A 25,889-nucleotide genomic window follows, 5' to 3' on the forward strand; every position below is an offset into this window, starting at 1 on the left:
CAAACCCGTTCTTTTATAAGGACGGGTTTTTTCTTAAGCTTTAAATTGTGGACATCAGCAGCTAAAGATGTTAAAATATATAGTAATGGTAGTAAAAAAGAAAAATGTGGTGAATTTAATTGAAAATAACAGATATTTTAACATTTTATGATAAAATTTTAATTATATTTGTAATTGTTCTAGCTTTGGTACTGCTGGTAATTCCTTTTTATTATTTTGGCTCACCTTCAGAATCAGGAGAATTAATATTAAAAGTTCAGCAGGGTGATGAATTAATTAAAACAGTTGCTGTAGCTGATAGTTATCAAGAAGCAATTATTTTTGAAGTAGAAGGGCCAATTGGAACCCATATTATTGAAGTTAATCAGGGAAGAGTAAGGGTAATGGAAGCACCTGCAGCTGATCCACTTAAAATTTGCGAAAAAACGGGTTGGATTGATCGAGAAGGGCCAATTATTGTCTGTGTGCCCAATTCTTTAAGTCTCTGGCTGGAAAGCACAAATTCAGACATAGATGGGATGAGCTGGTAAAATGAAAAAGACTCGGAAAATTGTAGTAATTTCATTATTGATATCCTTAGGACTTGTCCTACATTTAGTAGAAAGTTTTTTTCCTTTATCTGCTGTTGTACCTGGGGCTAAATTAGGCCTGGCAAACATTGTATCTTTGATTGCAATTTCTTTATTTGCTTTCCCTGCAGCTTTTCAAATAGTGATTTTTAGGGTAGTACTTGGCTCACTTTTAGCAGGAACTTTTATGACAATCAATTTTTATTTAAGTTTTAGTGGTGGAATTTTAAGTTTTATCTTAATGTATCTTGCTTATTATTATTTTAAAGATTATTTATCACTAATCGGAATTAGTATAATCGGAGCTGTGGTTCATAATACAGCTCAAATAACAGCAGCTTATTTTATTATAGCTAATCCAGGTATATTTTATTATCTACCATTTTTAATTTTACTGGCGATTCCAACTGGATTTGGCGTTGGTTTGGTTAGCTATTTTACTCTTATGCATTTACCATTTTCAATTACTGGAGGTAATTTTAATGATTAAAAAAGCAAATAATGTTACAAGTAATTTAAAATTGGTTTTAGCTTCTGCTTCTCCTCGTAGAGAAGAAATTTTAAAGAAATTAAATTTAAAATTCACAATAGTACCAGCCAAAATTAATGAAGAAAATTTTTCTAATAGTGATCCAATTGAACTTGTAAAAACACTTGCCTTAGAGAAAGCTAAATCAGTTTCTGAGCTGGTAGAAGAGGCAATTGTCATTGCTGCGGATACAGTAGTAGTTTTTAAGGGCCAAATTCTTGGTAAGCCAGCAGATGAAGCTGATGCTAAGAATATGTTAAAATCTTTAAATTCTAATCAGCATCAGGTAATCACTGGTTTAGCAGTTTTGAATTCTAGCAAAGAAAAGATTTTTGTTGAACATAATATAACTGATGTTAAAATGACAAATATGACTGAAAAAGAAATTGATAATTATATTGAGACTGGAGAGCCGATGGGTAAAGCTGGTTCTTATGCTATTCAGGGTTATGGAGGTCTTTTTGTAGAAGAGATTAAAGGCTCATATCATTCAGTTATGGGTTTACCGATTCATCAACTTGCTAAGTTATTAGACAAATTTAATTATGGAATCCTATAAGAGAAAGGAGCTAATTTTGATGGATGGTCTACAGACCAATTTTACCATCAAAGAATTACCAGCTGAGGAGAGGCCAAGAGAAAAGCTTTTAAAAAAAGGCAGTGCATTTTTATCAACAGCAGAACTTTTGGCTCTAGTAATTAGAACTGGAAACAGAGAGAGAACTGCCGTTGAGCTGGCACAGGATTTGCTTAATTTTTATGGAGGACTAGAAGGGCTTCAGGATTTAAGTTGTGAAGAACTGCAGGTAATTAACGGAATTGGAACTGCCAAAGCTGCTCAAATTAATGCTGTTATAGAATTGAGTCGTCGAATTGCTGCTTTAAAAAATCAAAAAAAAGATCTGGTAAGCAATCCAATTCAGGCAGCAGAATTACTGGCAGGTGAGATGCGGTTTTTAAAGCAGGAAGTTTTGCGGGTAATACTTCTAGATGTAAAAAATAAGGTGATTGCTGTTCCGGAGATTTCTCGAGGAGGACTTTCAAGTTCAATTGTTCATCCAAGAGAAGTCTTTAAAGAAGCAATCAGACGCAGCAGTGCAGCTCTGATTTTAGTTCATAATCATCCAAGTGGTGATCCTACTCCCAGTGCTGATGATATCAGTATAACTAAAAAACTTGTTAAAACAGGAAAAATAATTGGGATAGAAGTAATGGACCATATTATAATTGCTGGTGATAAGTATTTAAGCTTTAAAGAAAAGGGTTTATTTTAAATTTGCTATAATTTTTTAGATTTTAATTTAATTTTTATATAATTTGAAAGGGGTTTAAGTAAATGGTTTTTAAATTTTTAAGTGCACCATTCTCAAGGGACATGGGTGTTGATCTTGGGACGGCAAATACATTAGTTTATATCAAAGGTAAGGGGATCTTAATTAGAGAACCCTCAGTTGTTGCTTTGAAAAAAGATAAACAGGAAGTACTTGCTGTTGGTGATGAAGCAAAAAGAATGATTGGTAGAACACCTGGAAATATTGTTGCTGTAAGACCAATGAAGGATGGAGTTATTGCTGACTTTGATGTTACAGAATCAATGCTCCGTTATTTTATAACAAAGGCCCATAAAAGAAGCAGGATGGTTAGACCACGAATAATAATTTGCGTACCTTCTGGGGTAACAGAAGTTGAAAAAAGAGCTGTTATCGATGCAGCTGTTCACGCGGGAGCCAGGGAGGCATATCTGATAGAAGAGCCCATGGCCGCGGCCATTGGTGCTGGTTTACCTGTCCATGAGCCAACTGGTAATATGATTGTGGATATCGGTGGTGGTACTACAGAAGTTGCAGTTATCTCTTTAGGGGGAATTGTAACCAGCCGCTCAATTAGAATTGGTGGTGATGACATGGATGTTGCTATTGTGCAGTATGTAAAAAGAAAATATAATTTAATGATTGGTGAAAGAACAGCTGAAGAAATTAAAATAGATATTGGTGCTGCCTATACTGATAATCCTGAAGGCGTAAAAGAAATTAGAGGTCGTGATCTTGTGAGTGGCCTTCCAAAAACTATAGAAATTAATGGAGCAGAAATCCAAAAAGCTCTAGAAGAACCGGTTGTTAATATTATTGATGCCGTTAAAATGACTCTAGAAAAAACACCGCCTGAATTAGCATCTGATGTTATGGATAGAGGAATTATTTTAACCGGTGGTGGAGCATTACTGCAGGGCTTAGATAAATTATTAATAGACCAAACTCAAATGCCGGTGCATATTGCTGACGAACCTTTAGACTGTGTAGCTAAAGGAACTGGAATGGCTTTAGAAGAAATTGATTCTTTAAAAAAGATATTAATCACTCCTAAGAAACTTTCATAGGGGGGATAACTGTTGTTTAATATTAACAGTGATACATTAATTGCAGCAGCCTTAATAGTTTTAATTATTTTATTTTTTGCTTTTCTCTATTTCACCGGAGTAGATCTACCGGTTTTTAATTGGTTGAGTGATCTTATTTATAATATTATTACTCCTGTTTTAAATTTAGTTCATCAATTTGTTGAGAGTATACAGAATTTCTTTAACACCTTATTTTCTATTGATGAAGTTAACCAAGAAATTAAAGATTTAAGACAGAAAAATAGTATCTTAGAAAGGCAAATACTATTTTTAGAAAATATTAATAGAGAAAATGAAAGACTTAGAAAACTGCTTGATTTTAAAGAAAAAGTTGATTATCAAATGATTGGAGCTGAAGTAATAGCAAATTCTCCCTCTATCTGGGAAAAAACAATTACAATTAATCGAGGTAGTAAAGATGGTTTAGAAAAAAGGATGCCTGTTATTAGTTATCAGGGATATTTAGTTGGAAGAATAGAAAATACAGGTGTCAGCTCAGCTCAGGTCAGATTAATTACTGATCACGATTTTGTTGTGGGCGGGATTATTGCCAGAACTGATTCTAGAGAAATTGGATTAGTTAAAGGAAGTGGTAGAGCAGATCAGCCCAATATAATGGATAGTATAGCCTGGGATGCTGATATCGAATCAGGTGATATAATACTAACATCTGGTTTATCCAATAACTTCCCAGCAGGATTGAAAATTGGAGAGGTTGCAAAAGTTGAAACAGATAATTATGGTCTTTCACAAAAAGCAGATATAAATCTATTGATACACCAGATAACTTTAGAAGAAGTAATGGTTATTAAAAACTTTAATCATAAAAATAATATTAAAAATACTGAAGTAGAAAATGAAGCTGAAATTAATGATAATGAGGAAAGTGAAAATAATGATGGAAACGCAGAGAGTGAAAATATTTAGAGAAAAAATATTTATGATGGAGAGTTTAAATTGAAAAAATATCTACTCAATATTTCAGTTTTAATTTTTCTGTTAATTTTTCAGCTGACAATAGCTATGTTTTTTCCAGCTTTAAATTTAATACCGGATTTTATATTAATTTATGTAGTTATTAGGGCAGTCATTTATGGAGCTAAAGATGCAATGATTTATGGAGCAGTCGGTGGTCTGCTTCAGGATGTTTTTATAACATCTTTTATAGGACTTTTTACTCCTGTAAAAACAGCTGTCGCCTTTTTAGCAGCTTTATTATCAGGGCGATTTTTTCCAGAAAACCTATTAATTCCGCCTCTTGCTGTATTTTTAGCAACAATAGTTCACGAACTTGTATATTTAATGCTCAAAGAAAATTATCTATTTGCAGCAAATTATTTAACTTTAATCAAAGAAATAATTTTGCCTATGGCAGCACTTAATGCCCTGATCACCTTCTTTGTTTATTTAATTTATTTTTTCTGGGGAAGGCGTGATCTAAGTGGACAGACATAAAATTATAAAATTAGTGATAATTCTGATTTTTGTTATTTTACTTTCGAGAGCCGCTTATCTGCAGCTGGTACGTGGAGATTATTATTATGAATTATCAGAGGGTAATAGAATTTCAGTCAGGCCAATTAATGCACCTAGAGGCAGAATTTATGATCAACGTGGAGAAATTATTGTTTCAAATAGATTAAGCTATAATTTATATTTGATGCAAAATGAGATACCACCGGCTAGCTCTGTTAAAGAAATTTTAAATGAGCTTTCGAATATCAGCAGCTTAGCTGAATCACGTTTATTACTTAATTATAATAATTCAGAAGTTGATACAGCTGTTGAGCCTATTCTTTTAGCTCGACATTTAAATAAAGAAGATATGGTTATTATAGCAGAAAACAAAGATATTTTACCGGGCTTATTAGTTAAAGAATCTTCTATGAGAGATTATATTTATCCTAAAAAATTAGTTCACACTACCGGATATATTGGTGAAATTAACAAAAAAGAATTAATTTCATTTAATGATAAAGGCTATAATTACCGTGGGGGCGATTTTGTTGGTAAGGGTGGACTTGAAAAACAGTATGAATTTTATTTAAATGGAAAACGTGGGGCTGAGCAGATTGAGGTTAACAGCCGCGGTGAAAAAATTAAAACTATCGGAGTTAAAAATCCGGAACCTGGGAATGACTTAGTTTTAAATATTAATTTCACACTGCAGTCAGCTGTAGAAAAATTAGTTGAAGAAAACTATAATGAATTAAGAACATTATCATTAGATGATGAAGATAGACCAACCCCCACAGGAATTTCTGCTGTGGTTATGGATATAGATACAGGTGGAATAATTTCCGCGATTAGTCTTCCAGATTACAATTTGAATTTGTTTGCCAAAGGGATTAGTAATAGTGACTATCAAGAACTAATCAATGATCCCCTAAGACCAATGATTAACCGATATACAATGACAGCAGTTCCTCCCGGTTCTATTTTTAAATTAGTTACAGGTACTGCAGCTATGAAGGAATTAGGGGTTAGAGCAAATACAAGTTTTTATGATTCTGATGGTACCTTTTATATTCCTAACTGGTCTCGACCTTTTAGAAACTGGAATCCGGTTGGTGAGGGTAAATTAGATTTTGTTAAAGCTATAGCGCGTTCCAATAATGTTGTTTTTTACGAACTAGGTTATGAATTATATAAGGATTATAAAGGCGAAAAGCTGGCAGAATATGCCCATAAATATGGCTTAGGCAGCAAAACAAATATTGATTTACCATCAGAAAAAAGTGGTTTAGTACCTGATGATAGTTGGAAAAGAAGTGTTTTAAATCAAGGCTGGTATCCAGGTGATTCAGTAAATTTATCAATCGGTCAGGGAAGTCTTTTGACAACACCTGTTCAAATTGCATCTTTAATCTCTACAGTAGCTGCGGATGGAGTTTCTTATAAACCACAGCTTGTAAAAACGATTAGAGGAACAGATGGAGAAATTATTAAAAAATTTGAGCCAGAGATTCGTATTGACCTCAGAGATGAAATTGATAACAGAGTTTTTTCAGCTTTAAAACAGGGGATGCACGATGTTACAAATAAAAGTTATGGTACTGCATCCAGACATTTTAAAGGTTTTCCAATTACAACAGCTGGTAAAACAGGAACTGCCCAGACTGGAGGCGCCAATCACGGCTGGTTTGGAGGCTTTGCACCTTATGAAGACCCACAAATTGCTGTTGTTGTTTTTATAGAAAATGGAGGATCAAGTGCTTATTCAGTTCCTATAGCTAGAGAAATAATGGAATATTATTTTGGATTTAAAAATTATCATAATAATAGAGATAAAATATATTATTACAGCAGCGAAAATTCGGAATAATACGATAATCTACTTAAATTAATAATTTAAAATAATCTTAAGTAAATTAATAAAGTATTTTGATCACTAAAGGCAGGAATTTTAAATTTATTAAAGAATATATTAAAAAGTGTTTAAATGAGGAGAGATTTTATGGCTTCTGTGTTTTCTTTTCAGGCAGTTTCAGATGGTATAGTTATGAATTTTCGTGATGGCAGTACTTTTGGGAGCATAAAAAAAGCTGTCAACCTTCATGCTGCTGAAGCTTCTGATTTTTTTACAGGTGTTAATTTATATTTAAATTTAAGCGGACTTGAATTGACGTATGAACAGCTAGAAGAACTGATGCAAATAGTAAAAAAATATAATAGAGTCAACAAGATCTATTTTACAGCCAGAAAAATCGAAAAAGAAGAAAAAAGTTCTGAAAATAGTTCGGAAGCAGTAATCATTAATCGGACTTTAAGATCTGGTCAAAGAGTAAAGCATCAGGCAAATGTTGTAATAGTTGGTGATGTAAATCCAGGTGCAGAAGTAATTGCTGGAGGAGATATAATAGTTTTTGGAAGGCTGAGAGGTGTTGTTCATGCAGGTGCCGGTGGTAGTAAAGAGGCTCAGGTTGCTGCTTTAAAGCTTAATCCAACTCAATTAAGGATTGCATCCTTAATTGCCAGATCACCTGATGATAGTGATAGTTCAAAGCTGCAGGCTGAAAGAGCATTTATCGAGAATGATCAAATTATTGTAGAGAAAATTTAGTTATAAATTCAGGGGGGATGAAATTTGGCAGGCAAGACAATTGTTATTACTTCAGGTAAAGGTGGCGTAGGTAAAACTACTTCCTCAGCTAATATTGGAACTGCCCTGGCAATGCAGGGTAATAAAGTGTGCTTAATTGATGCTGATATTGGGCTCAGAAATTTGGATGTAGTGATGGGTTTAGAAAATAGAATAGTTTATGACATAGTTGATGTAGTTGAAAATAACTGCAGACTTGAGCAGGCGATGATTAGAGATAAGCGTTATGATGGCTTATATCTTTTGCCAGCAGCTCAAACAAGGGACAAAACTTCTGTAACACCTTTTCAGATGAAAGAACTAATTGATCAACTAAAAGAAGATATGGATTTTGTGGTTGTTGATTCACCAGCTGGAATTGAGCAGGGATTTAAAAATGCAATTGCCGGAGCTGATCAGGCAATTATTGTTACTACACCAGAAATTTCTGCTGTTCGTGATGCTGACAGAATCATTGGTTTATTAGAAGCTGAAGGTTTAAGAGATCCAGAAGTTATTATCAATAGAATAAGAGCAGATATGGTTGACCGTGGAGATATGATGGGTATTGATGATATGATAGAAATACTTGCTATTGATCTAATAGGTATAGTACCTGAAGATGAGGGTATTGTAGTTTCTACAAATAAAGGTGAACCTATTGCTTTAAACGATAAGGCTAAAGCAGGTCAGGCATATAGAAATATCGCTCGTAGAATTATGGGTGAAGATCTGCCGATGATGAAATTAGAAAAAGATGGTTTTATAACTAGATTTAAAAAATTAGTTGGTTTATCTTAATACAAGGGGGGGAGTAAAATCGATATATTAAAGTGGCTCGGTTTAAAAAGTGATGATAAAGATAAGAAGAGTAAAAGTGTTGCAAAAGAAAGATTACAATTTGTACTTGTTCAGGACAGAGTAAAATTAACTCCAGATGAAATGGATGCAATGCGTGACGAATTAATAGGTGTTTTAAGTAAATATATAGATGTAGATTCTCAGAATATTGAAATGGATGTTAAACGTGAAGATGATATGACAGCCTTAGTTGCGAATTTCCCCCTTAAAGGTTCAAAATAGAGGGGTTGCGCCATTATGAACTGGAATAAGAAATTCCTGCATTATTTAAATTTTAATGTGCCCTTTGCTGTAATACTATTAATTATTATTGGTTTTATTAGTATTAGTTCTGCTGTAGAAATTAATCAGGTAGATAGCGGCGCATTAAGATTTTTACAAAAACAGGCAGTCTCAGTTGGGCTGGGGCTGCTAATAATATTTATTTTGCAGGCCTTTGATTATAAAATTTTTAAAGAATATGCGGTCTTGATTTATATCACAATGTTGTTGATTTTAACTGCTACCCTATTTTTAGGTAGCGGCGTTTCTGGGGGAGCACACTGGATTAGTATCGGGCGATTTAATCTGCAGACTTCAGAATTATCAAAAATAATGCTGATTTTAGTTTTAGCGGCAGTGATTGATAATAATTCTGATGATATGGGCTATTTAAAAGGGATGTTTTTACCTTCTCTGGTAGCTTTTATACCATTTACTCTAGTAATACTGCAAAATGACTTAGGTACAGCCTTAGTCCTGTTTTTTATATATTTAATGATGCTTTTTGCAGGCGGAGGTAATTTCAAATATATGGCTTCAGTCTTTGGAGGTGGGTTTTTATTTGTTGTGTCATTAATTACAGCCCATGTATTTTTTAATACACCACTTCCTTTTTTAAAAGAATATCAGCTTAATCGATTAATAGTTTTTATTAATCCTAATATTGATCCCCACGGCAGCGGCTACAATATTATCCAATCTATTATTGCCCTTGGTTCGGGTAAAACCTTTGGGAAGGGCCTTTTTGCTGGGACACAAAATCAGCTTAATTTTTTACCTGAAAAACATACAGATTTTATTTTTTCAGTAATTGGCGAAGAATTTGGATTTATTGGAGCAGCAGTTGTAATTTTATTATTTTTATTTTTACTCTGGCAGTTTTTAAGCATTGCCGAAAATGCAAGGGATAGATATGGTTATTTAGTTATGATAGGAATCATAGCAATGTTTCTATTTCATGTGCTGGAGAATATCGGAATGACAATGGGAATTATGCCAATAACAGGTATTCCACTTCCCTTTATTAGTTATGGAGGAACTTTTATGTTAACCTCTTTAACTGCAGTGGCAATAGCAATTAATATAAATTTAAGGAAAAACAAATTGATGTTTTAACATGAGGTGATTTTTTGCAATTTAAGAATAAAATTATAGAAAATTTATATAAAATATCCAGTCCGGAAAGATATACTGGTAATGAATGGAATACAATAAATAAGGACTGGAATCAGGATAGATTAAAAGTGGCCCTGGCCTTTCCTGATGTTTATGAGATTGGGATGTCTCATTTAGGGCTTAAAATTTTATATCATTTAATTAACCGAGAAGATAATATGCTGGCAGAAAGAGTTTATGCTCCCTGGCAGGATATGGAAAATTTAATGAAAGAGGAGCAGATACCGCTTTATACTTTAGAATCTTACCATGAAATTAAAGATTTTGATATCTTAGGTTTTACTCTGCAATATGAGATGAGTTACACTAATATTTTAAATATGCTTGATTTGAGTGGGCTTTCTATTTATGCTTCTGAAAGAGAAGAGGATGATCCGCTAATTATTGCTGGGGGTTCAACAGTTTTTAATTCTGAACCAATAGCAGACTTTATAGATTTATTTTTTATTGGGGAAGCAGAATCTTTTATTATTGAACTTTTGAATGAATATAAGAGCTTGAAGGCTGAAGGTTTAGCTAAGACTGAAATTTTAAGTAAGTTAAACAAAATGGATGGTGTTTATGTTCCTTCTTTATTTAGTGAAGAATATGGAGACAGTGGAGAAATTTTAGCCTTAAATTCTGCTGAAGGCGAAAAAGAAAGAGTGAAAAAGCAGGTGGTTCAAAATTTAGATCAGGCTTTTTATCCAACTGATTTTATTGTTCCTTATCGAGATACAGTTCATGAGCGAGTAGTATTAGAGATTTCTCGAGGTTGTACCAGAAGCTGTAGATTTTGTGCAGCTGGAATGGCCTACAGACCGGTTAGAGAACGCAGTGTTGAGCGTTTGATGGATCTGGCTGAAAAAGCTTTAAAATCAACTGGCTATGATGAAATTTCTTTAACTTCTTTAAGTACAGTAGATTATACCGAGGCCAAAAAATTGGTACAGGCAATGACTGAGAGATTTAGCGATCAGATGATAAGTGTATCTTTATCTTCACTTCGAGTCGATAAGTTTTCTGTGGAGCTGGCAGAAGAAGTTAATAAAGTTAGAAAAACTGGATTGACTTTTGCTCCAGAAGCAGGAACTCAGCGCTTAAGAGATGTGATCAATAAAAACATTAGTGAAGATGATATTTACAGTGCAGCACGCTCCGCTTTTGAAAATGGTTGGTCCAAGATAAAACTATATTTCATGATTGGTCTACCAACTGAAACTATGGAGGATGTAAAGGGAATTGCAGAAATGGCTCAAAAGATAAAAGACATTGGTCAGGAAGTTCGCCGTAACACAAAGGAAAGAATGCGTAGGATTGAAGTTTCAGTCAGCGCCTCCACCTTTGTTCCCAAAGTTTTTACACCTTTTCAGTGGCATAAAATGGATGATATTGAAACAATCATCAAAAAACATGACTATTTAAGAGCTAACATTAAGGGCCGCAGTTTTTCTTTTAGCTGGAATGATCCAGAACTTTCGCGTTTGGAAGGGGTACTTGCCAGAGGCGATAGAAGATTATCAAAGGTTATTGCTTCAGCTTGGGAAAAGGGAAGTCGTTTTGAAGGCTGGCATGAGTGTTTTGAACCAAGAATTTGGGGAGAGGCTTTTAGAGAAAATAATATTCAACCTGAAGATTATTTAAGAGAAAGAGGAGAAGCAGAAATTTTCTCCTGGGAAAAATTAGATATTGGTATTTCTAAATCTTTTTTAATCAATGAATATAAAAATGCACATAATGAAGTATTGATTGATGACTGCAGATTTGCTGACTGTCATGGTTGCGGAGTTTGTGGAAATTTTGAAGTTGATTTAGAGTTAGTAGGTGGTAGAAGCAATGAATTACAGAATTAAATTTGCTAAATTAGAAGATTTAATGTATATTTCTCATTTAGAGGTCATTAAAACACTGAGGAGGATAATTAGAAGGGCAGAACTGCCCGCAGCTTTTTCTCAGGGATATAATCCAAGGATAAATCTTGCAATTGGTCCTCCGCTTGCTGTTGGTCTAATTAGTAAGGGAGAATATTTTGATCTAGAATTAGAGGAAGAAATGGAGCCCGAAAAATTAATTGAGGCTTTAAATACTGCCTCACCTAAAGATTTAAGATTTTTAAAAGCAGCTGCAGTACCAGATGATATAAGATCACTGTCATCACTTTTAGATACAGCAATTTATACAATTAATTTTGATTACGCTGCCGAAAAAAGTTTAGAAGAAGCAGAGGCAATGTTAAAAGAATTTATGGGACAGGAAGAAATTATGATAATAAGACATAGACGAAAGAAATCGGACAGAAAAATAGATTTAAAGAAAAGAATATTTTCTGCAGAAATAGTAGATAAAAACAATTGGAAATTTGCAGTTGTAACAGGGAGTAGAGGTAATGTGAGACCTGAGGAACTTAACAGGGCTTTAAGAGAAAAGTATCCAGAAATTAAGGACTTTTCACCGCTACAAGTTATTAGAGAGGGAGTTTTTGTTAGAGATGGAGAAGAATTCAAGCCTCCCTATGCAGAAAAATTCATCGGGAGTTGAAATAGATGAGCAGACAAATAATTATTAATTCGGAATACAGAGAAAGAAGAGCGGCTTTATTAAATAATAATTCTTTAGAAGATCTCTTTTTTGAAAGAGATACCTATCAAAAAATAGCTGGGAATGTTTATCGAGGGAGAGTACAGGATGTGCTGCCAGGTATGCAGGCAGCTTTTGTTGATATTGGAATCTCACGCAATGCTTTTATTCACTTAAATGATTTATATCCAATTTTAAATAATGAGCAGAAAAAGAAGTTGAGCAAAAAAGAATTAAATGTTAAGCATGTATTACAGCCTGGACAATGGTTGATGGTTCAGGTAGTTAAAGAACCAATGGGGTCTAAAGGGGCAAAAGTTACCTGTAAGATTTCTATTCCAGGAAGATTCTTTGTTTATATACCATCTGATAATAAAATTGGTATTTCTCGCAGAATCAATGATGATGGTGAGCGTGGACGCTTAAAATCTATTGGTCAGGATTTAAAAAGTGGTAGTGAAGGGCTGATTATTAGAACTAACGCTCGTGATGAAAGTTATACAAAATTACAGAATGATTATAACTTTTTATCAGGAACCTGGAAAAGAATTCGTAATGACTTTTTCAAAAAAAATGATATAGATATTTTATATCAAGAAGAAGATTTACTCAAAAATTTAATTAGAGATTATTTAGATGAAAATATTGATCGAGTAGTAGTAGATGATCAAAAAGACTATCAGCGTTTAATAGACTTAACTTCAGTTTTTGCACCAGATTTAAAAAATAGAATTGCGCTTTATCAGCGTAATGTACCTATTTTAGCAGCATATAATATTGAAAAAGAAATAGAAAGTTTGCTGCAGCGTAAGGTATGGCTGAAATCAGGTGGCTATCTGGTTATTGATCAGACTGAAGCATTAGTCTCAATTGATATTAATACAGGTAAATTTACCGGTAAAAAGAACCTACAGGATACCATAGTTAAAACAAATAAAGAAGCTGTTGCCGAAATAGCCCGTCAGATAAAATTAAGAGATATCGGTGGAATCATTATTATTGATTTTATAGATATGAACAATCAATCTGATCAGCAGTCAGTAACTGATCTTTTAGCAAATGAGCTGGCAAAAGATAGAACAAAAACCTCTATTTTAGGTTTTACTCAGCTTGGCCTGCTGGAGATGACTCGTAAAAAGGTTAGAGAAGGTTTTGGTTCACTAATGCAGAAGGATTGTCCTGTTTGTGGAGGAACTGGTAAAGTTTTATCAGAATCGACAGTAGCGATGAAGGTAATTCGTAAAATTGATGAGATTACCAGCAGAAAAAAATATCCAGCCGTATCTTTAGAACTGCATCCAGAAGTAGCAGCAGTTTTAATTGGTGCTGGAGGGGAAAAACTGCAGGAGCTTGAAGATAAGTTTGGCATTGATATTTTTATCAGTGGAAATGCTGAATTAAAATATGAAGACATGATAATTGAAAAAGGAACTAAAGAAGATTTACAACCTGAGATTTTAGAATTAGATGCAGGTGATAGAATTAAAGTTAAAATTGAAGATCAGCATGCCAGTAACGAAGAAGCGGGTATAGCACGAATTGATGGTTATATTATCATTGTTAACGGTGCCGGGAATATGGTTGATAATGAAGTTGAGATTATAATTGATGATATGCATCGAACTTACGCTAGAGCTCACCTAGCATAATGACTATAAAAATTTGAAATCTTTTTAAATACCGCAGATAATAAAAGCTAACTCATTTCAGCCATTCCCTTGACTATGGAGCTGATTTATGCTAGAATTTATATCTGGAGTTATTTATCCAGCCTTCATTTTGAAGGTGCCAAAACCGCACGGTATAGGCTGACAAATCTCTTGTAATAAAGAGTGCCTCATCCGGCGAGTCTGAGGTAAGGGAGGTGTAACATATAATGTACGCTATTATTAAAACTGGCGGTAAACAGTACCGCGTTGAAGAAGGTCAAATAATTAAAATTGAAAAGCTTTCTGCTGAGGAAGGCGAAAATGTAGAATTTGATCAGATTTTAGCTGTATCTGATGATGATGGTTTAAAAGCAGGTTCTCCAATGATTGAAGGAGCTTCTGTAAAGGGAAAGGTAATCGATCAAGGTAAAAATAAAAAGATTGTCGTTTTTAAGTATAAACCAAAGATTAGATATCGCAAGAAAACTGGTCATAGACAGCCTTACACTAGAGTTTTAATCGAAGACATTAATGCTTAATTTTATATATTATGTAAATAAGCAGTAATATTGGCTTTAAAGCTAATATTAACTTTTAAATATTTTAAAAATTTATTTTCTAAGGGGGTGGAGTTAAATGTCCCAGAAGAAGGGTGTTGGTAGTTCCCGGAATGGTCGTGATAGTGAATCGAATCGGCTAGGTGTTAAGGAATTCGACGGTGAATTTGTATCAGCTGGTAGTATTTTAGTACGTCAGAGAGGTACTAAGTTTAAGCCAGGTTTAAATGTTGGCCGTGGAAATGATGATACTTTATTCTCCAAGGTTGACGGTTATGTTAAATTTGAAAGAAAAGGTAGAAAGAATCGTCAAATCAGTGTGTATACAGAAGATCAGGTAGCAGCTATTGCTAACTAATATTATTGTATAATATCCCTCAGTGCTTTAGGTGCTGAGGGTTTTTTAATTATTTTTTAGCAAACTGGAGGTGAAAAATATGTTTATAGATGAAGTGGAATTTAAAGTTAAAGCTGGTGATGGTGGTAATGGAATTGTCAGTTTTCGCCGTGAAAAATTTATTGATCAGGGTGGTCCTGATGGAGGAGATGGCGGTGATGGAGGCAGTATTATTCTAAAAGTAGATGAAGGAATGAATACTTTAGCTGATTATCGCTATAATAATATCTATAAAGCTGATCGCGGCCAAAATGGTCAGGGTAAAAAAATGCACGGGAAAAATGGTGAAGATCTTTATTTAGATGTACCACCAGGAACAATGGTTTATGATGCAGACACTGATCAGTTTTTAGCAGATTTAAAAGAAGCTGGAGACCAGTATGTTATTGCCGAAGGTGGTAAAGGGGGTAGAGGTAACGCTAGATTTAAAAAATCTACTCGTAAAGCACCTCGTTTTTCTGAAAATGGAGCCAAAGGTAAATTGAGAAAAGTTAGACTTGAATTAAAAGTTCTAGCGGATGTGGGTCTAGTTGGTTATCCGAATGTTGGTAAATCAACTTTAATCTCTCAGGTTTCACATGCCAAACCAAAAATTGATTCTTATCATTTCACAACTTTACATCCTAATTTAGGTGTAGTTAAATATGGAGAATATCAATCTTTTGTAATGGCAGATATTCCTGGTATAATAGAAGGAGCTCACCAGGGAACAGGTTTAGGTGACGAATTTTTAAAGCATCTGGAAAGAACCAGACTCCTAGTACATGTTATTGATGTTTCGGGTATTGAAGGTAGAGACCCTTTAGCAGATTTTGAAACTATTAATAATGAACTAAATAAATATAATGACTATCTTGCTTCTTTAGAGCAGGTTGTTGCTTTAAATAAAATTGACTTAGAAGAAGGTAGACAGAATATAGAAACAGTTAAATCAGAATTGAATGATCGCGGATATAGTGTTTTTCCTATTTCTGCAGTGACTGGTGAAGGTTGTAAACCTTTAATTTATCATTTAGGTCAGCGGCTGCAGGAACTGCCGGAAAGAGAAATAGAAAAAGAAGAAGAGGTAGTAATTAAGCCAGATTTTGTGGATGAACTCTATATTAAAAAGCTAAACAAAGATAAGTTCGAGATTAGAGGAACTTTATTAGATTCTTATTTAGAAAAAACTGATTTTAATAATGATGCGGCTGTACAGAGATTAATGAGAGTTTTAAAACATCATGGTCTAAATGAAATGATGAATTCAGAGGGAGTTAAAGAAGGGGACACAGTTGTAATTGGTCCTTTAGAGTTTGATTATGTAGAATAAAAAAAGAAGGTGTTATTAATGTTAACAGGTAAAAATAGAAGTTATCTTAGAGGAGAAGCTAATTCTTTAGATCCAATAGTTCATGTTGGTAAAGAAGGAATTAACGAATCTGTAATTGAGCAGCTAGATAAAGCTTTAGAAGATCATGAGCTTTTAAAAGTAAGAATTTTAGAGAGCACAGGTAGAACAACTCGTTCTGCTGCGGAAGAACTAGCTACAGCAACTGGAGCCAATGTTGTCCAAGTAATTGGTGGTATTGCTGTCTTGTTCCGTCAGCGTGACGAGGATTCAAATTTTAAACTTTAAGTAAATATTAAACCCGGGGGAGAGTTTCACAGGGAGGATTTATTATGTCAAAAGTTAAAATAATAACAGATAGTTGTTCTGATTTACCAAAAGAGATTGTGGACAGCTATGATATAGAATTTTTAAATATAAAAGTAAATATTAATAATCAAGTCTATTATGATCGTCATGATTTACAGCCTAAAGATTTTTATCGCTTAATTAATCAGGGAGATGAAGTTCCAAAAACTTCAAGAATAACTCCTGAAAAATTTAAAGACACTTACAAAAAAGCTTTAGCAGAACATGACCATGTTTTAGTAATTGCTTTCTCTTCAAAATTGAGCGGTATTTTAGAATCAGCAGTTATGGCAAAAAGAGAAATGGATAGCGATAAAATTACTATAATTGATACTAAAGCTGCTTCAGTTGGTCAGGGGCTTTTAGTATATCAAGCAGCAAAGTGGCTGCAGGCTGGAAAGTCAGTCGAAGCTGTTGTGCAGGATTTATTGGCAGCTGCATCTAAATTAGAACACATCTTTGCGGTTGGTGATATTGAAATGCTTAAGCGTGGAGGTCGGATTTCTAAAACCAAAGCTGTGATGGCTAATGTTTTAAATATTAAACCCATTCTTCATATTCAAGATGGTGAGATTTTACCATATGATAAAATAAGAGGTAAAAAAAGAATGATCTCTTATTTATTAGAAGAATTAGAAAAAAAAGCAGATAAACCGGAATCGCAAATTATAGCTATAACTTATTCAGAAAATGAAGAATACGCCTTGAAGTTAAGTAAAGAAATTGAAGCTAGATTTAAGCCCCAAGAAATTTTTATCAGTGAAATTGGAGCAGCAGTTGGTTCTCATGCCGGACCTGGGACGCTGGCTTTGGTTTTTCAAAATAGTGAAAAAACTGCCAAGCCAGAAGTATATTAGTTATTATTTTTAATTAGACTAATTTATATTATTAAATTATAAAGATAAAAGAAATGTGTGATTTTATATGGCTATTTTAAATATTAATAATCTAAAAAAAGAATATGGAATTGAGACTGTACTTAAGGATTTTTCTTTAAATGTAAATCAGGGAGAGTCAGTGGCTTTAATTGGGCCGAATGGTTCGGGCAAAACCACGATTTTTAGAATTATCACTGACCAGGAACATTTTTCTGAAGGTACAGTTTCAATTAGAAATGATATTGAAGTAGGATATTTAGATCAGTTACCTGACTTTAAAGCCAAATTAACAATTTATCAGGAATTAGAAAAAGTTTTTGCAGATGTAAAAAAACAAATTAAAGAAATGCAGAGGCTTGAAGAAAAAATAGCTCACCATGGAGAAAGAGTAGATGAATCTGAAATTCATTCTGATAATTTAGAAGCAACTATGCGGGAATATAGTCTGCTGCAGAGGCAATTCGAAAAAGGAGTAGGCTATGAGTACCAAAGTAAAATTCGTCAGGTTGCTGCTGGTATGGGCTTTGACGAAGAGGAAATACACGAAAAAACTTTAGACCAGCTAAGTGGTGGGGAAAAAACAAGAGTTGGACTTGCTAAATTGCTATTAATTGAGCCGGATTTACTTCTTTTAGATGAGCCTACAAACCATCTTGATTTGAAATCAGTAGAGTGGCTTGAAAATTATCTTAATTCTTATCAGGGTAGTCTCTTAATTATTTCTCATGATAGATATTTCTTAGATAACACGATTGAAAGAATAGTAGAAATAAAAAATGGAAAAAATGAGGATTATAGCGGTAATTACAGCTACTATCAAAAAGAGAGAAAAAGAAGATATGAACAGAGGCTGAGGGAATATAAAAATCAGCAGAAAAAAATTAAAGAACTTGAAGATGCAATAGAACAGCTTTATATCTGGGGTCGTTCCCGGGATAGTGAAAAAATGTTTAAAAGGGCCAAGGCAATGGAGAAAAGGCTGGAAAGAATTGATCGGCTTGAAAAGCCACGCCTTAAAGGTAAAAAGATGAAATTAGATCTTGATGCTGATATTAGAGGTGGCGATGATGTTTTATTTGTAGAAAATTTAAGCAAGAGTTTTGAAGATTTAACTCTTTTTGCAGAAATAAATTTTGAACTCCATCGAAGAGATAAAGCGGCAATTATAGGTGATAATGGTACAGGAAAATCAACCATTTTAAGAATTATCATGGGAGAAATAACTGCTGATCAGGGAAAAGTTAAGATTGGTACAAATATTTACCCTGCCTATTATCGTCAAGAATTTGAGGGTTTTAAACCTGAAGATGATTTAATTACTGCTCTGCAGAGGGAAACCGCTGTAACTAACTCTAAAGCGAGAGATATGTTGGCTTCATTTTTATTTACTGGGGAAGATGTTTTTAAAAAAGTTCATCAATTAAGTGGTGGAGAAAAAAGTAGATTAAGACTGCTGCAGTTGATGAGTGGAAATTACAATTTTTTAATTCTTGATGAGCCAACAAACCATCTTGATCTAGCTTCGCGTGAGGTACTCGAAGATGCTCTAAAAGATTATCCAGGCACTGTTTTAATTGTATCTCATGATCGTTATTTTTTAGATAAGGTAATTGATTATATTTACGAATTAGACAATCAGGAACTAAATAAATACTTTGGAGATTATAGTTATTATAAAGAAAAAAAGAAAAATGAAATTTCTAAGCAGCTGGATAAAGAAAAAAAAGAAGAAAAAAACGAAGGCAAGTTGGATTATGAGGCTCAAAAAGAAGCCCGTAGTCGTGAAATGAAACGACAAAAAAGATTAGAAGAAATTGAATCTGATATAGAAAAATTAGAAAAAAAATTAAATTATTTAGAAAATGAGATGACAGCTGAAAAAAATATTGATAACTTTGAAGTACTGCAGCAATTAAAAGAGGAATACGAATCGAAAAATAATAAGTTAGAAAAATTATATCAGGAATGGGAAACTTTAATTTAATCTAATTGAGCAGTCTGTTGTAATAGTAACGGTCTAAAAAATGAAAGGTAATGAAATGAATGATATTTTAGATCAAATAGAAATTGATGTTAATAATATAAAAATAACTGATGCTACTTTAAATCAATGGCAGCATATATTAGATATGTTTGTTGAATTTTCTGAGGTTCAAGATGCCCTAATTAACAATTATCAAGCACCTTATTTAAAAGTAACTAAGGGTAGTTCTAATTCGGAAAATTTATTTTCTGAAGGAGATCAATTTAAAGTTGAAGGGCTTTATTGTGAAGACGTTATTAAGGACAAAAAGAAATTAGAAGTTAATAATGCAGCTTCAATAAAAAAATGGGAAAATTCTATTTATATGGATAATGGATTAATTTCTTATTTAGGTTATCCAATTTTATGGCCTAATGGTAAAATTTATGGTACAATTTGTATTCATGACAATCAAGAAAGATATTTTAGTGATTCATTAAAAAAACAGATTGAATTTATAAGAGATTTAATAGAAAATAATTTGGAAACAATGTATCAGAATCATTTAAATAATAACCTGCGTCAATATTATTTAGAATTAATTGATATTTTACCGGTTGGGGTAATGATTGAAAATAAAGAGGGTAAGATTTTAAAAGTTAATAAAGAAATGGTTAATATAACGGGCTATTCTAGAAAACAGCTTTTAGATTCTTCAGTTTTTGAGATATTAGTACCAGCAGAACAAAATGAAATTGCAAGAGAAAATATAGATAAAATTTTAGCTGGAGAAGTTTTAATACATGAGCTGCCATACAATAACAGCAGCGGTGAAAGAAGATATATTCGCTTACAGGAAAGAAAAATAAACCTGCCTAATAATGAGGCTGGTATTATCTCTATTCAGACAGATGTTACTGATAAAATAAAAAGTGAAGAAAAAATTAAATATGCGAGTTATCATGATAGTTTAACTGATTTATATAATCGTTCTTATCTGGAAAAGAAAATTCAAAAACTAAATAGATCTGCTAAGTTACCAGTTGCAATAATTATGGCTGATTTGAATGGTCTAAAATTAGTTAATGATACATATGGTCATGCTGAAGGTGATAAACTTTTAAAGAAAATGGCAGATATATTAAGTTCCAGCTGCAGGGATGATGATTTAATTGCGCGCTGGGGTGGTGACGAATTTGTTATAATATTACCTGGTTCAGATTGTAAAACAGTAAAAAAAATTGTTAAAAGAATTAACAAAAAAATTGCTAATCAATATTTAGAATTTGAAGATGGAAGCAAATTACCTTTATCAGCTGCTTTAGGCTATGAAGTTAAAGAAAATAAATTTGAAGATATTTTAGAAATTTTAGATGAAGCTGAATCTAGAATGTACAAAAACAAGCTAACTGAAAGTAGAAGTATTAAAAGTAACATTTTAAATACACTTTTAAAAACTTTAAGTGAAAAAAGTCAAGAAACCTCAAGCCATTCAAATCGGATGGCAGATTTAGCTAAAAAATTAGCTAAAAAACTTAAATTAAGCCAGAATGAAATTAATAAGTTGACTTTGGTTGCTAAGCTGCATGATATAGGCAAAACTGTAGTTTCGGAAAATATTTTAAATAAAAAAGAAAAGTTAACCGAAACTGAATGGAAAGAAATTAAAACTCATCCTGCTGTTGGCCATCGTATTTTAAATGCAACAGAGGAGTTTTCTCATATTTCAGAAGAAGTTTTATCACATCATGAAAAATGGGATGGCAGTGGTTATCCCAGGGGCTTAAAAGAAGAAGAAATACCACTGTTAGCCAGAATAATTGCAATTGTAGATGCTTATGATGTAATGACAACTAAACAGGTTTATAAAAAAGCGGTTTCTAAAGCAGAAGCCTTAAAAGAAATTAAAAAACATGCTGGAACTCAATTTGATCCTGAGTTAGTTGAGCTATTTGTTGATTTAATGTCTGCTTAGTTTTATTAGAATGTTATACTTAAAAATATTATACTTAAATTTTTAATAATTTTAAAAAGAAAAATCCCTGCCGAGAGAAGGATGTAACTTGGCAGGGATTTCTTATATTATAATATTATTATTTATATGATAGTTTAATAATATTATTAAATTTGATTAAAGAGCAACAGTTCCTTCTTCACCGGTTCTAATTCTAATTACATTTTCAATATCAGAGACAAATATTTTTCCATCTCCAACTTCACCAGTTTGAACCGCCTCTTTAATTGCTTCAACAATTTTATCAACTTCAGTATATTCAACAATAATTTCAACTTTTATTTTCTTTCTAAGTCTGATTCTATAAGTTACACCTCTATAAGTTTCTGAATGGCCTTTTTGAGAACCATAACCCTTAATCTCTGTGATATTTAAACCACTAATTCCAATTGACTCGAGTCGGTCGATTAATTTATCAGTTTTTTCAGGTCTGATAATCGCTTCAATTCTTTTCATATGAGTTTCCTCCTTTAATTTTTAGCTTTAATATTTACCATAAAATCAGGATAAGATTCCGCACCGTGTTCTGAGTAATCGAGACCTTCAATTTCATCTTCTTCGGTTACTCTGAGTCCTATTAAAGCATCGATAGCTTTAAAGAGTACAAAACCAAGTCCAAACGCCCAGAAGAAAACAGTTACCACTCCAATTAATTGAGTAATAAACAGACTGATTCCACCACCAAATAAAAGACCTCCATCTGTGGCAAAAATTCCAACCGCTAGAGTTCCAAAAGCTCCACAAACTCCATGGACAGAGACTGCACCAACAGGATCATCAATTTGTAATCTATCAAAAAATTCAACAGAATAAATAACTATCATACCTGCAATTGCACCGATAATTACAGCTGAAAGATTTCCAACATTGGCTGTACCTGCTGTAATACCAACTAAGCCTGCTAGAGCACCATTTAAAGTCATGCTTACATCTGCTTTTCCATATTTAATCCAGCTAACAATCATAGCCATAACTGCACCAGCTGCAGCAGCCAGGTTAGTTGTTACCGCAATAGAAGCAATAGATAAATCTGTACCAGCTACAGTAGAACCAGGGTTAAACCCAAACCAGCCAAACCAAAGAATAAATACACCAAGAGCTGCCATCAATAAATTGTGGCCTGGGAGAGCATTAGCACTGCCATCTTCATTATATTTACCAATTCTAGGTCCTAAAACAATTGCCCCAGCTAAGGCAGCCCAGCCTCCAACAGAGTGGACAACAGTTGATCCAGCAAAGTCTATAATACCCATTTCAGCTAACCAGCCACCACCCCAGATCCAGTGTCCTACAACAGGATAGATAAATGCAGTAATCACAACACTGTAAGCTAAATAACCAGAGAAATTTGTTCTTTCAGCCATTGCACCTGAAACTATAGTAGCTGCTGTTGCCGCGAAAACAGTTTGGAAGATAAAAAATGCTGCTATAGGAATATCAAGGCCTAAATTTGCAAATGAATCCTGCAGAAAATAACCTGTAGTTCCTATAAAGCTGTTACCGGAACCAAACATGAAAGCAAAACCAACAGCCCAGAAAACTAAAGAACCTGAAGCAAAATCCATCATGTTTTTCATAATAATGTTACCTGCATTTTTAGCTCTGGTAAAACCAGCCTCAACCATTGCAAAGCCTGCCTGCATAAAGAAAACCAGAAAAGCTGCAATTAAAGTCCAAACTGTATCAATTGCAACTGCATTAGCTGCAGCCTGATCTTGCTGAGCAAAAGCCATTCCACTAAATAAAATTACCAATAATAAAGTCATAAAAATTACTTTCGAAAATTCACTACTCATTACTCTAATACTCATAATAATTTCCTCCTTGTGTTAGGTATATGTTAACTATGGCTAAATTATATATATAGCTAACATAAAAAGCAAGGATTTTGTAGTTTATATAACTGTATACAGTAATTCAATTAAAAATTAGGAATTGCTGGAAGTTCTAATTTGTGTTGGTTGCTGGCAGCTATTTTCTCTATTTTGGCTGCAGTTTCAGCATCAGCTTTTCCGTCTACAATGTAGTAGTCAATTTCTCTATAACTTAATCCGATTTCATCCTGATCATTTTGTCCATTCCAGAGACCTGCCGAGGGTTTTTTAGTTATAATTTTTTGATCAATTTTCATTTCTCTGGCCAAACCTCTAACTTCAAGTTTAACTAAGTTACCAAGAGGAGCAATGTCTATGCCCCCATCTCCATATTTAGTAAAGTAACCTAATTTCAATTCACTACGATTATCAGTTCCAACTACCAGATAATTATTTAAATTTGCATAATAATAAAGTAGAGTCATTCTCAATCGAGGCTTCATGTTGGCAAGAGCAAGTTTAATCTTATCTTCAGCAGCAGCTAAATTTTTATTATTTATCACCTCTTCTAAATTAATTTCTGGATCACTGCTATCAATTGTCTGCATAAATTTTTGATAAAGATCACTTAAATCAATTTCTTTGTAGTTAATTCCAAATTTCTCTGCGTGTTTAATCGCATCAACTTTATCTTCGGGATTACTTAAACAGGGCATAATAATTCCTAAAGTGTTTTCCGGAAAAGCTTTTTGGCAGAGGAGAGAGGTAACAGAAGAATCAATACCTCCCGATAACCCAATAACTGCTCCCTTGCAGCCGGCATCATTAACTTTTTTTCTTATCCAAGCAATTAAATCTTTTTCTATTTTCTTATAATTTCTATCTAACATTTTTAGCACCTCATCTTATAAGATATCTAAATTATAAAATATCTAAATTATTATCTTAAATTAATTTTACAAATCCAAACTATTATAAAAACATTAACCTCCCAGAGAATATTCAACTGGGAGGCCTTTATTATAGGGGAGGTTTATGCATTTAAGTTCTCAATTATTAATAAGTTCTTAATTATTAAAATGTAGAGAGATATTTGTCTAATTCCCACTGGCTGACTTGGGTTCTGTATTCATCCCATTCTACTTTCTTTGCAGCCACAAAATGTTCTAAAACATGTTCACCTAATACACTTGTAATTACATCATCTTCTAAGAGAAGATTAACAGCTTCATTGATATTTGCTGGTAAACTTTCAATACTTTTTTCGGCTTTTTTAGCTGCTGTCATTTCATAAATATTTTCTAAAACTTCTTCAGGTGGTTCGATTTTATTTTTAATTCCATCCAAACCAGCTTTTAACATTACAGCAATTGCCAGATAAGGGTTAGCAGTAGGATCAGGGTTTCTTAATTCTAATCTTGTACCTGCACCACGAGCAGCTGGAATTCTGATTAAAGCACTTCTATTAGCACTTGACCAGGCCACATAAACCGGTGCTTCATAACCAGGAACCAGACGTTTATATGAGTTAATAGAGGGGTTAGTAATTGCAGTTATTGCTCTAGCATGTTTTAATAAGCCACCAATATAGTAATAACCAGTTTGACTTAAGCCCAAGCGATCATTTTCATCATAAAAAACATTTTTTCCATCTTTAAATAATGACTGATGGACATGCATTCCAGAACCATTTTCACCAAAAATAGGTTTAGGCATAAAGGTTGCATGAAGACCGTGCTCATGAGCAATAGATTTTGTTACAAACTTAAAAGTAGCAATGTTATCTGCAGTTTCTAAGGCAGGAGCATATTTAAAATCAATTTCATGCTGGCCAGGTGCTACCTCATGGTGAGAAGCTTCAACTTCAAATCCCATTTCTTCTAATGCTAAAACAATACTCCGGCGGGCATTAATACCTTTATCAAGTGGTCCTAAATCAAAATAACCACCATTGTCATGAGTTATTGTAGTAGCATCACCTTTTTCATCCAATTGGAAAAGGAAAAATTCTGGCTCAGGTCCAACATTCATTTCATATCCCATTTCTTCAGCTTCTTTTAAAGCTTTCTTTAATACATTACGAGGTCCACCAGAAAAAGGTTCTCCATCTGGCTTATACACATCACAGATCAAACGCGCTACTACTCCACCTTCTTCTGGGCGCCATGGGAAAATAGTAAAAGTATCATAATCTGGTCTTAAATACATATCAGATTCCTGAATCCGGGTGAAACCATCAATGGAAGAACCATCAAACATAATTTTGTTATCCAGTGCATCCTCAAGCTGTTTAACTGTGATTGCAACATTTTTAACTATTCCCAGGATATCAGTAAATTGCATTCTGATAAACCTAACATTCTTTTCTTCGGCCATCTTTAAAATATCTTCTTTACTGTACTTTGACATCATAATCACTCTCCTAATAATTTTTCAATTTCAATTTCTGACTTAAGTATAATCCTTTTTCAAATTAAGGTCAACTACTAAGAAATCTCTTTAAAAACA

At 33.4% G+C, this 25,889-nt stretch carries 26 protein-coding genes and 1 other annotated feature; of the genes, 22 read left to right on the forward strand and 4 right to left on the reverse strand.

Annotated features, from left to right (window positions below; translation table 11 throughout):
• Window positions 1-119 precede the first annotated feature (119 nt).
• From HSACCH_RS03280 to HSACCH_RS03385, 22 genes are all read left to right on the forward strand, one after another.
• Window positions 120-530: a NusG domain II-containing protein gene (locus HSACCH_RS03280; protein ID WP_005487818.1), complete on the forward strand. Its 411-nt coding sequence runs from the start codon at window positions 120-122 to the stop codon at window positions 528-530.
• A gap of 1 nt (window position 531) precedes the next feature.
• On the forward strand, window positions 532-1,059 hold the full coding sequence (locus HSACCH_RS03285) for a Gx transporter family protein (RefSeq protein WP_005487819.1): 528 nt from the start codon (window positions 532-534) through the stop codon (window positions 1,057-1,059).
• Window positions 1,052-1,657 carry a Maf family protein gene (locus HSACCH_RS03290; RefSeq protein WP_005487821.1) on the forward strand — a complete coding sequence of 202 codons (606 nt, stop codon included), beginning with the start codon at window positions 1,052-1,054 and terminating at the stop codon, window positions 1,655-1,657. Before HSACCH_RS03285 ends, HSACCH_RS03290 begins: the two co-directional genes overlap by 8 nt.
• A gap of 19 nt (window positions 1,658-1,676) precedes the next feature.
• On the forward strand, window positions 1,677-2,372 hold the full coding sequence (gene radC / locus HSACCH_RS03295) for a RadC family protein (RefSeq protein ID WP_005487823.1): 696 nt from the start codon (window positions 1,677-1,679) through the stop codon (window positions 2,370-2,372).
• 62 nt (window positions 2,373-2,434) lie between these two features.
• Window positions 2,435-3,475: a rod shape-determining protein gene (locus HSACCH_RS03300; protein ID WP_005487824.1), complete on the forward strand. Its 1,041-nt coding sequence runs from the start codon at window positions 2,435-2,437 to the stop codon at window positions 3,473-3,475.
• Between the two features lie 12 nt (window positions 3,476-3,487).
• Entirely contained in the window at window positions 3,488-4,423 is a 936-nt protein-coding gene (gene mreC, locus HSACCH_RS03305) for a rod shape-determining protein MreC (protein ID WP_005487826.1), read from the forward strand.
• Between the two features lie 30 nt (window positions 4,424-4,453).
• Complete coding sequence (mreD, locus tag HSACCH_RS03310; RefSeq protein WP_005487828.1) at window positions 4,454-4,951, forward strand: rod shape-determining protein MreD; 498 nt, start codon at window positions 4,454-4,456, stop codon at window positions 4,949-4,951.
• Window positions 4,938-6,821: a penicillin-binding protein 2 gene (mrdA, locus tag HSACCH_RS03315; protein ID WP_005487830.1), complete on the forward strand. Its 1,884-nt coding sequence runs from the start codon at window positions 4,938-4,940 to the stop codon at window positions 6,819-6,821. Before mreD ends, mrdA begins: the two co-directional genes overlap by 14 nt.
• Window positions 6,822-6,953: 132 nt before the next feature.
• Complete coding sequence (gene minC / locus HSACCH_RS03320; RefSeq protein WP_005487831.1) at window positions 6,954-7,559, forward strand: septum site-determining protein MinC; 606 nt, start codon at window positions 6,954-6,956, stop codon at window positions 7,557-7,559.
• Window positions 7,560-7,583: 24 nt separating this feature from the next.
• Window positions 7,584-8,378 (forward strand): septum site-determining protein MinD, encoded by a 795-nt coding sequence (minD, locus tag HSACCH_RS03325; protein ID WP_005487832.1) that lies wholly within the window; start codon window positions 7,584-7,586, stop codon window positions 8,376-8,378.
• Between the two features lie 24 nt (window positions 8,379-8,402).
• Entirely contained in the window at window positions 8,403-8,660 is a 258-nt protein-coding gene (minE, locus tag HSACCH_RS03330) for a cell division topological specificity factor MinE (RefSeq protein WP_040476938.1), read from the forward strand.
• Between the two features lie 15 nt (window positions 8,661-8,675).
• Window positions 8,676-9,815 carry a rod shape-determining protein RodA gene (gene rodA, locus HSACCH_RS03335; protein ID WP_005487834.1) on the forward strand — a complete coding sequence of 380 codons (1,140 nt, stop codon included), beginning with the start codon at window positions 8,676-8,678 and terminating at the stop codon, window positions 9,813-9,815.
• 14 nt (window positions 9,816-9,829) lie between these two features.
• Entirely contained in the window at window positions 9,830-11,707 is a 1,878-nt protein-coding gene (locus HSACCH_RS03340) for a TIGR03960 family B12-binding radical SAM protein (RefSeq protein WP_005487836.1), read from the forward strand.
• Window positions 11,691-12,392 (forward strand): TIGR03936 family radical SAM-associated protein, encoded by a 702-nt coding sequence (locus tag HSACCH_RS03345; RefSeq protein WP_005487837.1) that lies wholly within the window; start codon window positions 11,691-11,693, stop codon window positions 12,390-12,392. The genes HSACCH_RS03340 and HSACCH_RS03345 overlap by 17 nt, the downstream gene beginning before the upstream one ends.
• A gap of 5 nt (window positions 12,393-12,397) precedes the next feature.
• Window positions 12,398-14,080 carry an Rne/Rng family ribonuclease gene (locus HSACCH_RS03350; RefSeq protein WP_005487838.1) on the forward strand — a complete coding sequence of 561 codons (1,683 nt, stop codon included), beginning with the start codon at window positions 12,398-12,400 and terminating at the stop codon, window positions 14,078-14,080.
• Between the two features lie 133 nt (window positions 14,081-14,213).
• Window positions 14,214-14,293: a sequence feature (ribosomal protein L21 leader region), on the forward strand.
• 14 nt (window positions 14,294-14,307) lie between these two features.
• A complete protein-coding gene (rplU, locus tag HSACCH_RS03355) occupies window positions 14,308-14,619 on the forward strand; it encodes a 50S ribosomal protein L21 (protein WP_005487839.1) in 312 nt (103 codons plus the stop codon).
• 97 nt (window positions 14,620-14,716) lie between these two features.
• On the forward strand, window positions 14,717-14,995 hold the full coding sequence (rpmA, locus tag HSACCH_RS03360; RefSeq protein ID WP_005487840.1) for a 50S ribosomal protein L27: 279 nt from the start codon (window positions 14,717-14,719) through the stop codon (window positions 14,993-14,995).
• Between the two features lie 79 nt (window positions 14,996-15,074).
• Window positions 15,075-16,346, forward strand: a complete 1,272-nt coding sequence (gene obgE, locus HSACCH_RS03365; RefSeq protein ID WP_005487841.1) for a GTPase ObgE — start codon at window positions 15,075-15,077, stop codon at window positions 16,344-16,346.
• A gap of 18 nt (window positions 16,347-16,364) precedes the next feature.
• Entirely contained in the window at window positions 16,365-16,652 is a 288-nt protein-coding gene (gene yhbY / locus HSACCH_RS03370) for a ribosome assembly RNA-binding protein YhbY (protein WP_005487842.1), read from the forward strand.
• 44 nt (window positions 16,653-16,696) lie between these two features.
• Window positions 16,697-17,569: a DegV family protein gene (locus tag HSACCH_RS03375; RefSeq protein ID WP_005487843.1), complete on the forward strand. Its 873-nt coding sequence runs from the start codon at window positions 16,697-16,699 to the stop codon at window positions 17,567-17,569.
• Window positions 17,570-17,636: 67 nt separating this feature from the next.
• Window positions 17,637-19,574: a ribosomal protection-like ABC-F family protein gene (gene abc-f / locus HSACCH_RS03380; RefSeq protein WP_005487844.1), complete on the forward strand. Its 1,938-nt coding sequence runs from the start codon at window positions 17,637-17,639 to the stop codon at window positions 19,572-19,574.
• A 40-nt stretch (window positions 19,575-19,614) separates the two neighbouring features.
• Window positions 19,615-21,528 (forward strand): sensor domain-containing diguanylate cyclase/phosphohydrolase, encoded by a 1,914-nt coding sequence (locus tag HSACCH_RS03385; RefSeq protein ID WP_005487845.1) that lies wholly within the window; start codon window positions 19,615-19,617, stop codon window positions 21,526-21,528.
• A 156-nt stretch (window positions 21,529-21,684) separates the two neighbouring features.
• Here the strand turns inward: HSACCH_RS03385 and HSACCH_RS03390 are convergent, their stop codons facing one another.
• The 4 genes from HSACCH_RS03390 to glnA form a co-directional block, all read right to left on the reverse strand.
• Window positions 21,685-22,023, reverse strand: coding sequence for a P-II family nitrogen regulator (locus HSACCH_RS03390; protein WP_005487846.1), 339 nt, complete (start codon window positions 22,021-22,023; stop codon window positions 21,685-21,687).
• A 14-nt stretch (window positions 22,024-22,037) separates the two neighbouring features.
• On the reverse strand, window positions 22,038-23,378 hold the full coding sequence (locus tag HSACCH_RS03395) for an ammonium transporter (RefSeq protein WP_005487847.1): 1,341 nt from the start codon (window positions 23,376-23,378) through the stop codon (window positions 22,038-22,040).
• 110 nt (window positions 23,379-23,488) lie between these two features.
• Window positions 23,489-24,271, reverse strand: coding sequence for an NAD(+) synthase (gene nadE, locus HSACCH_RS03400; RefSeq protein ID WP_005487849.1), 783 nt, complete (start codon window positions 24,269-24,271; stop codon window positions 23,489-23,491).
• A 184-nt stretch (window positions 24,272-24,455) separates the two neighbouring features.
• Window positions 24,456-25,790 (reverse strand): type I glutamate--ammonia ligase, encoded by a 1,335-nt coding sequence (gene glnA, locus HSACCH_RS03405; RefSeq protein ID WP_040477038.1) that lies wholly within the window; start codon window positions 25,788-25,790, stop codon window positions 24,456-24,458.
• Window positions 25,791-25,889 lie beyond the last annotated feature (99 nt).

It is taken from the genome of Halanaerobium saccharolyticum subsp. saccharolyticum DSM 6643 (genome assembly GCF_000350165.1).
Lineage (GTDB): Bacteria > Bacillota > Halanaerobiia > Halanaerobiales > Halanaerobiaceae > Halanaerobium > Halanaerobium saccharolyticum.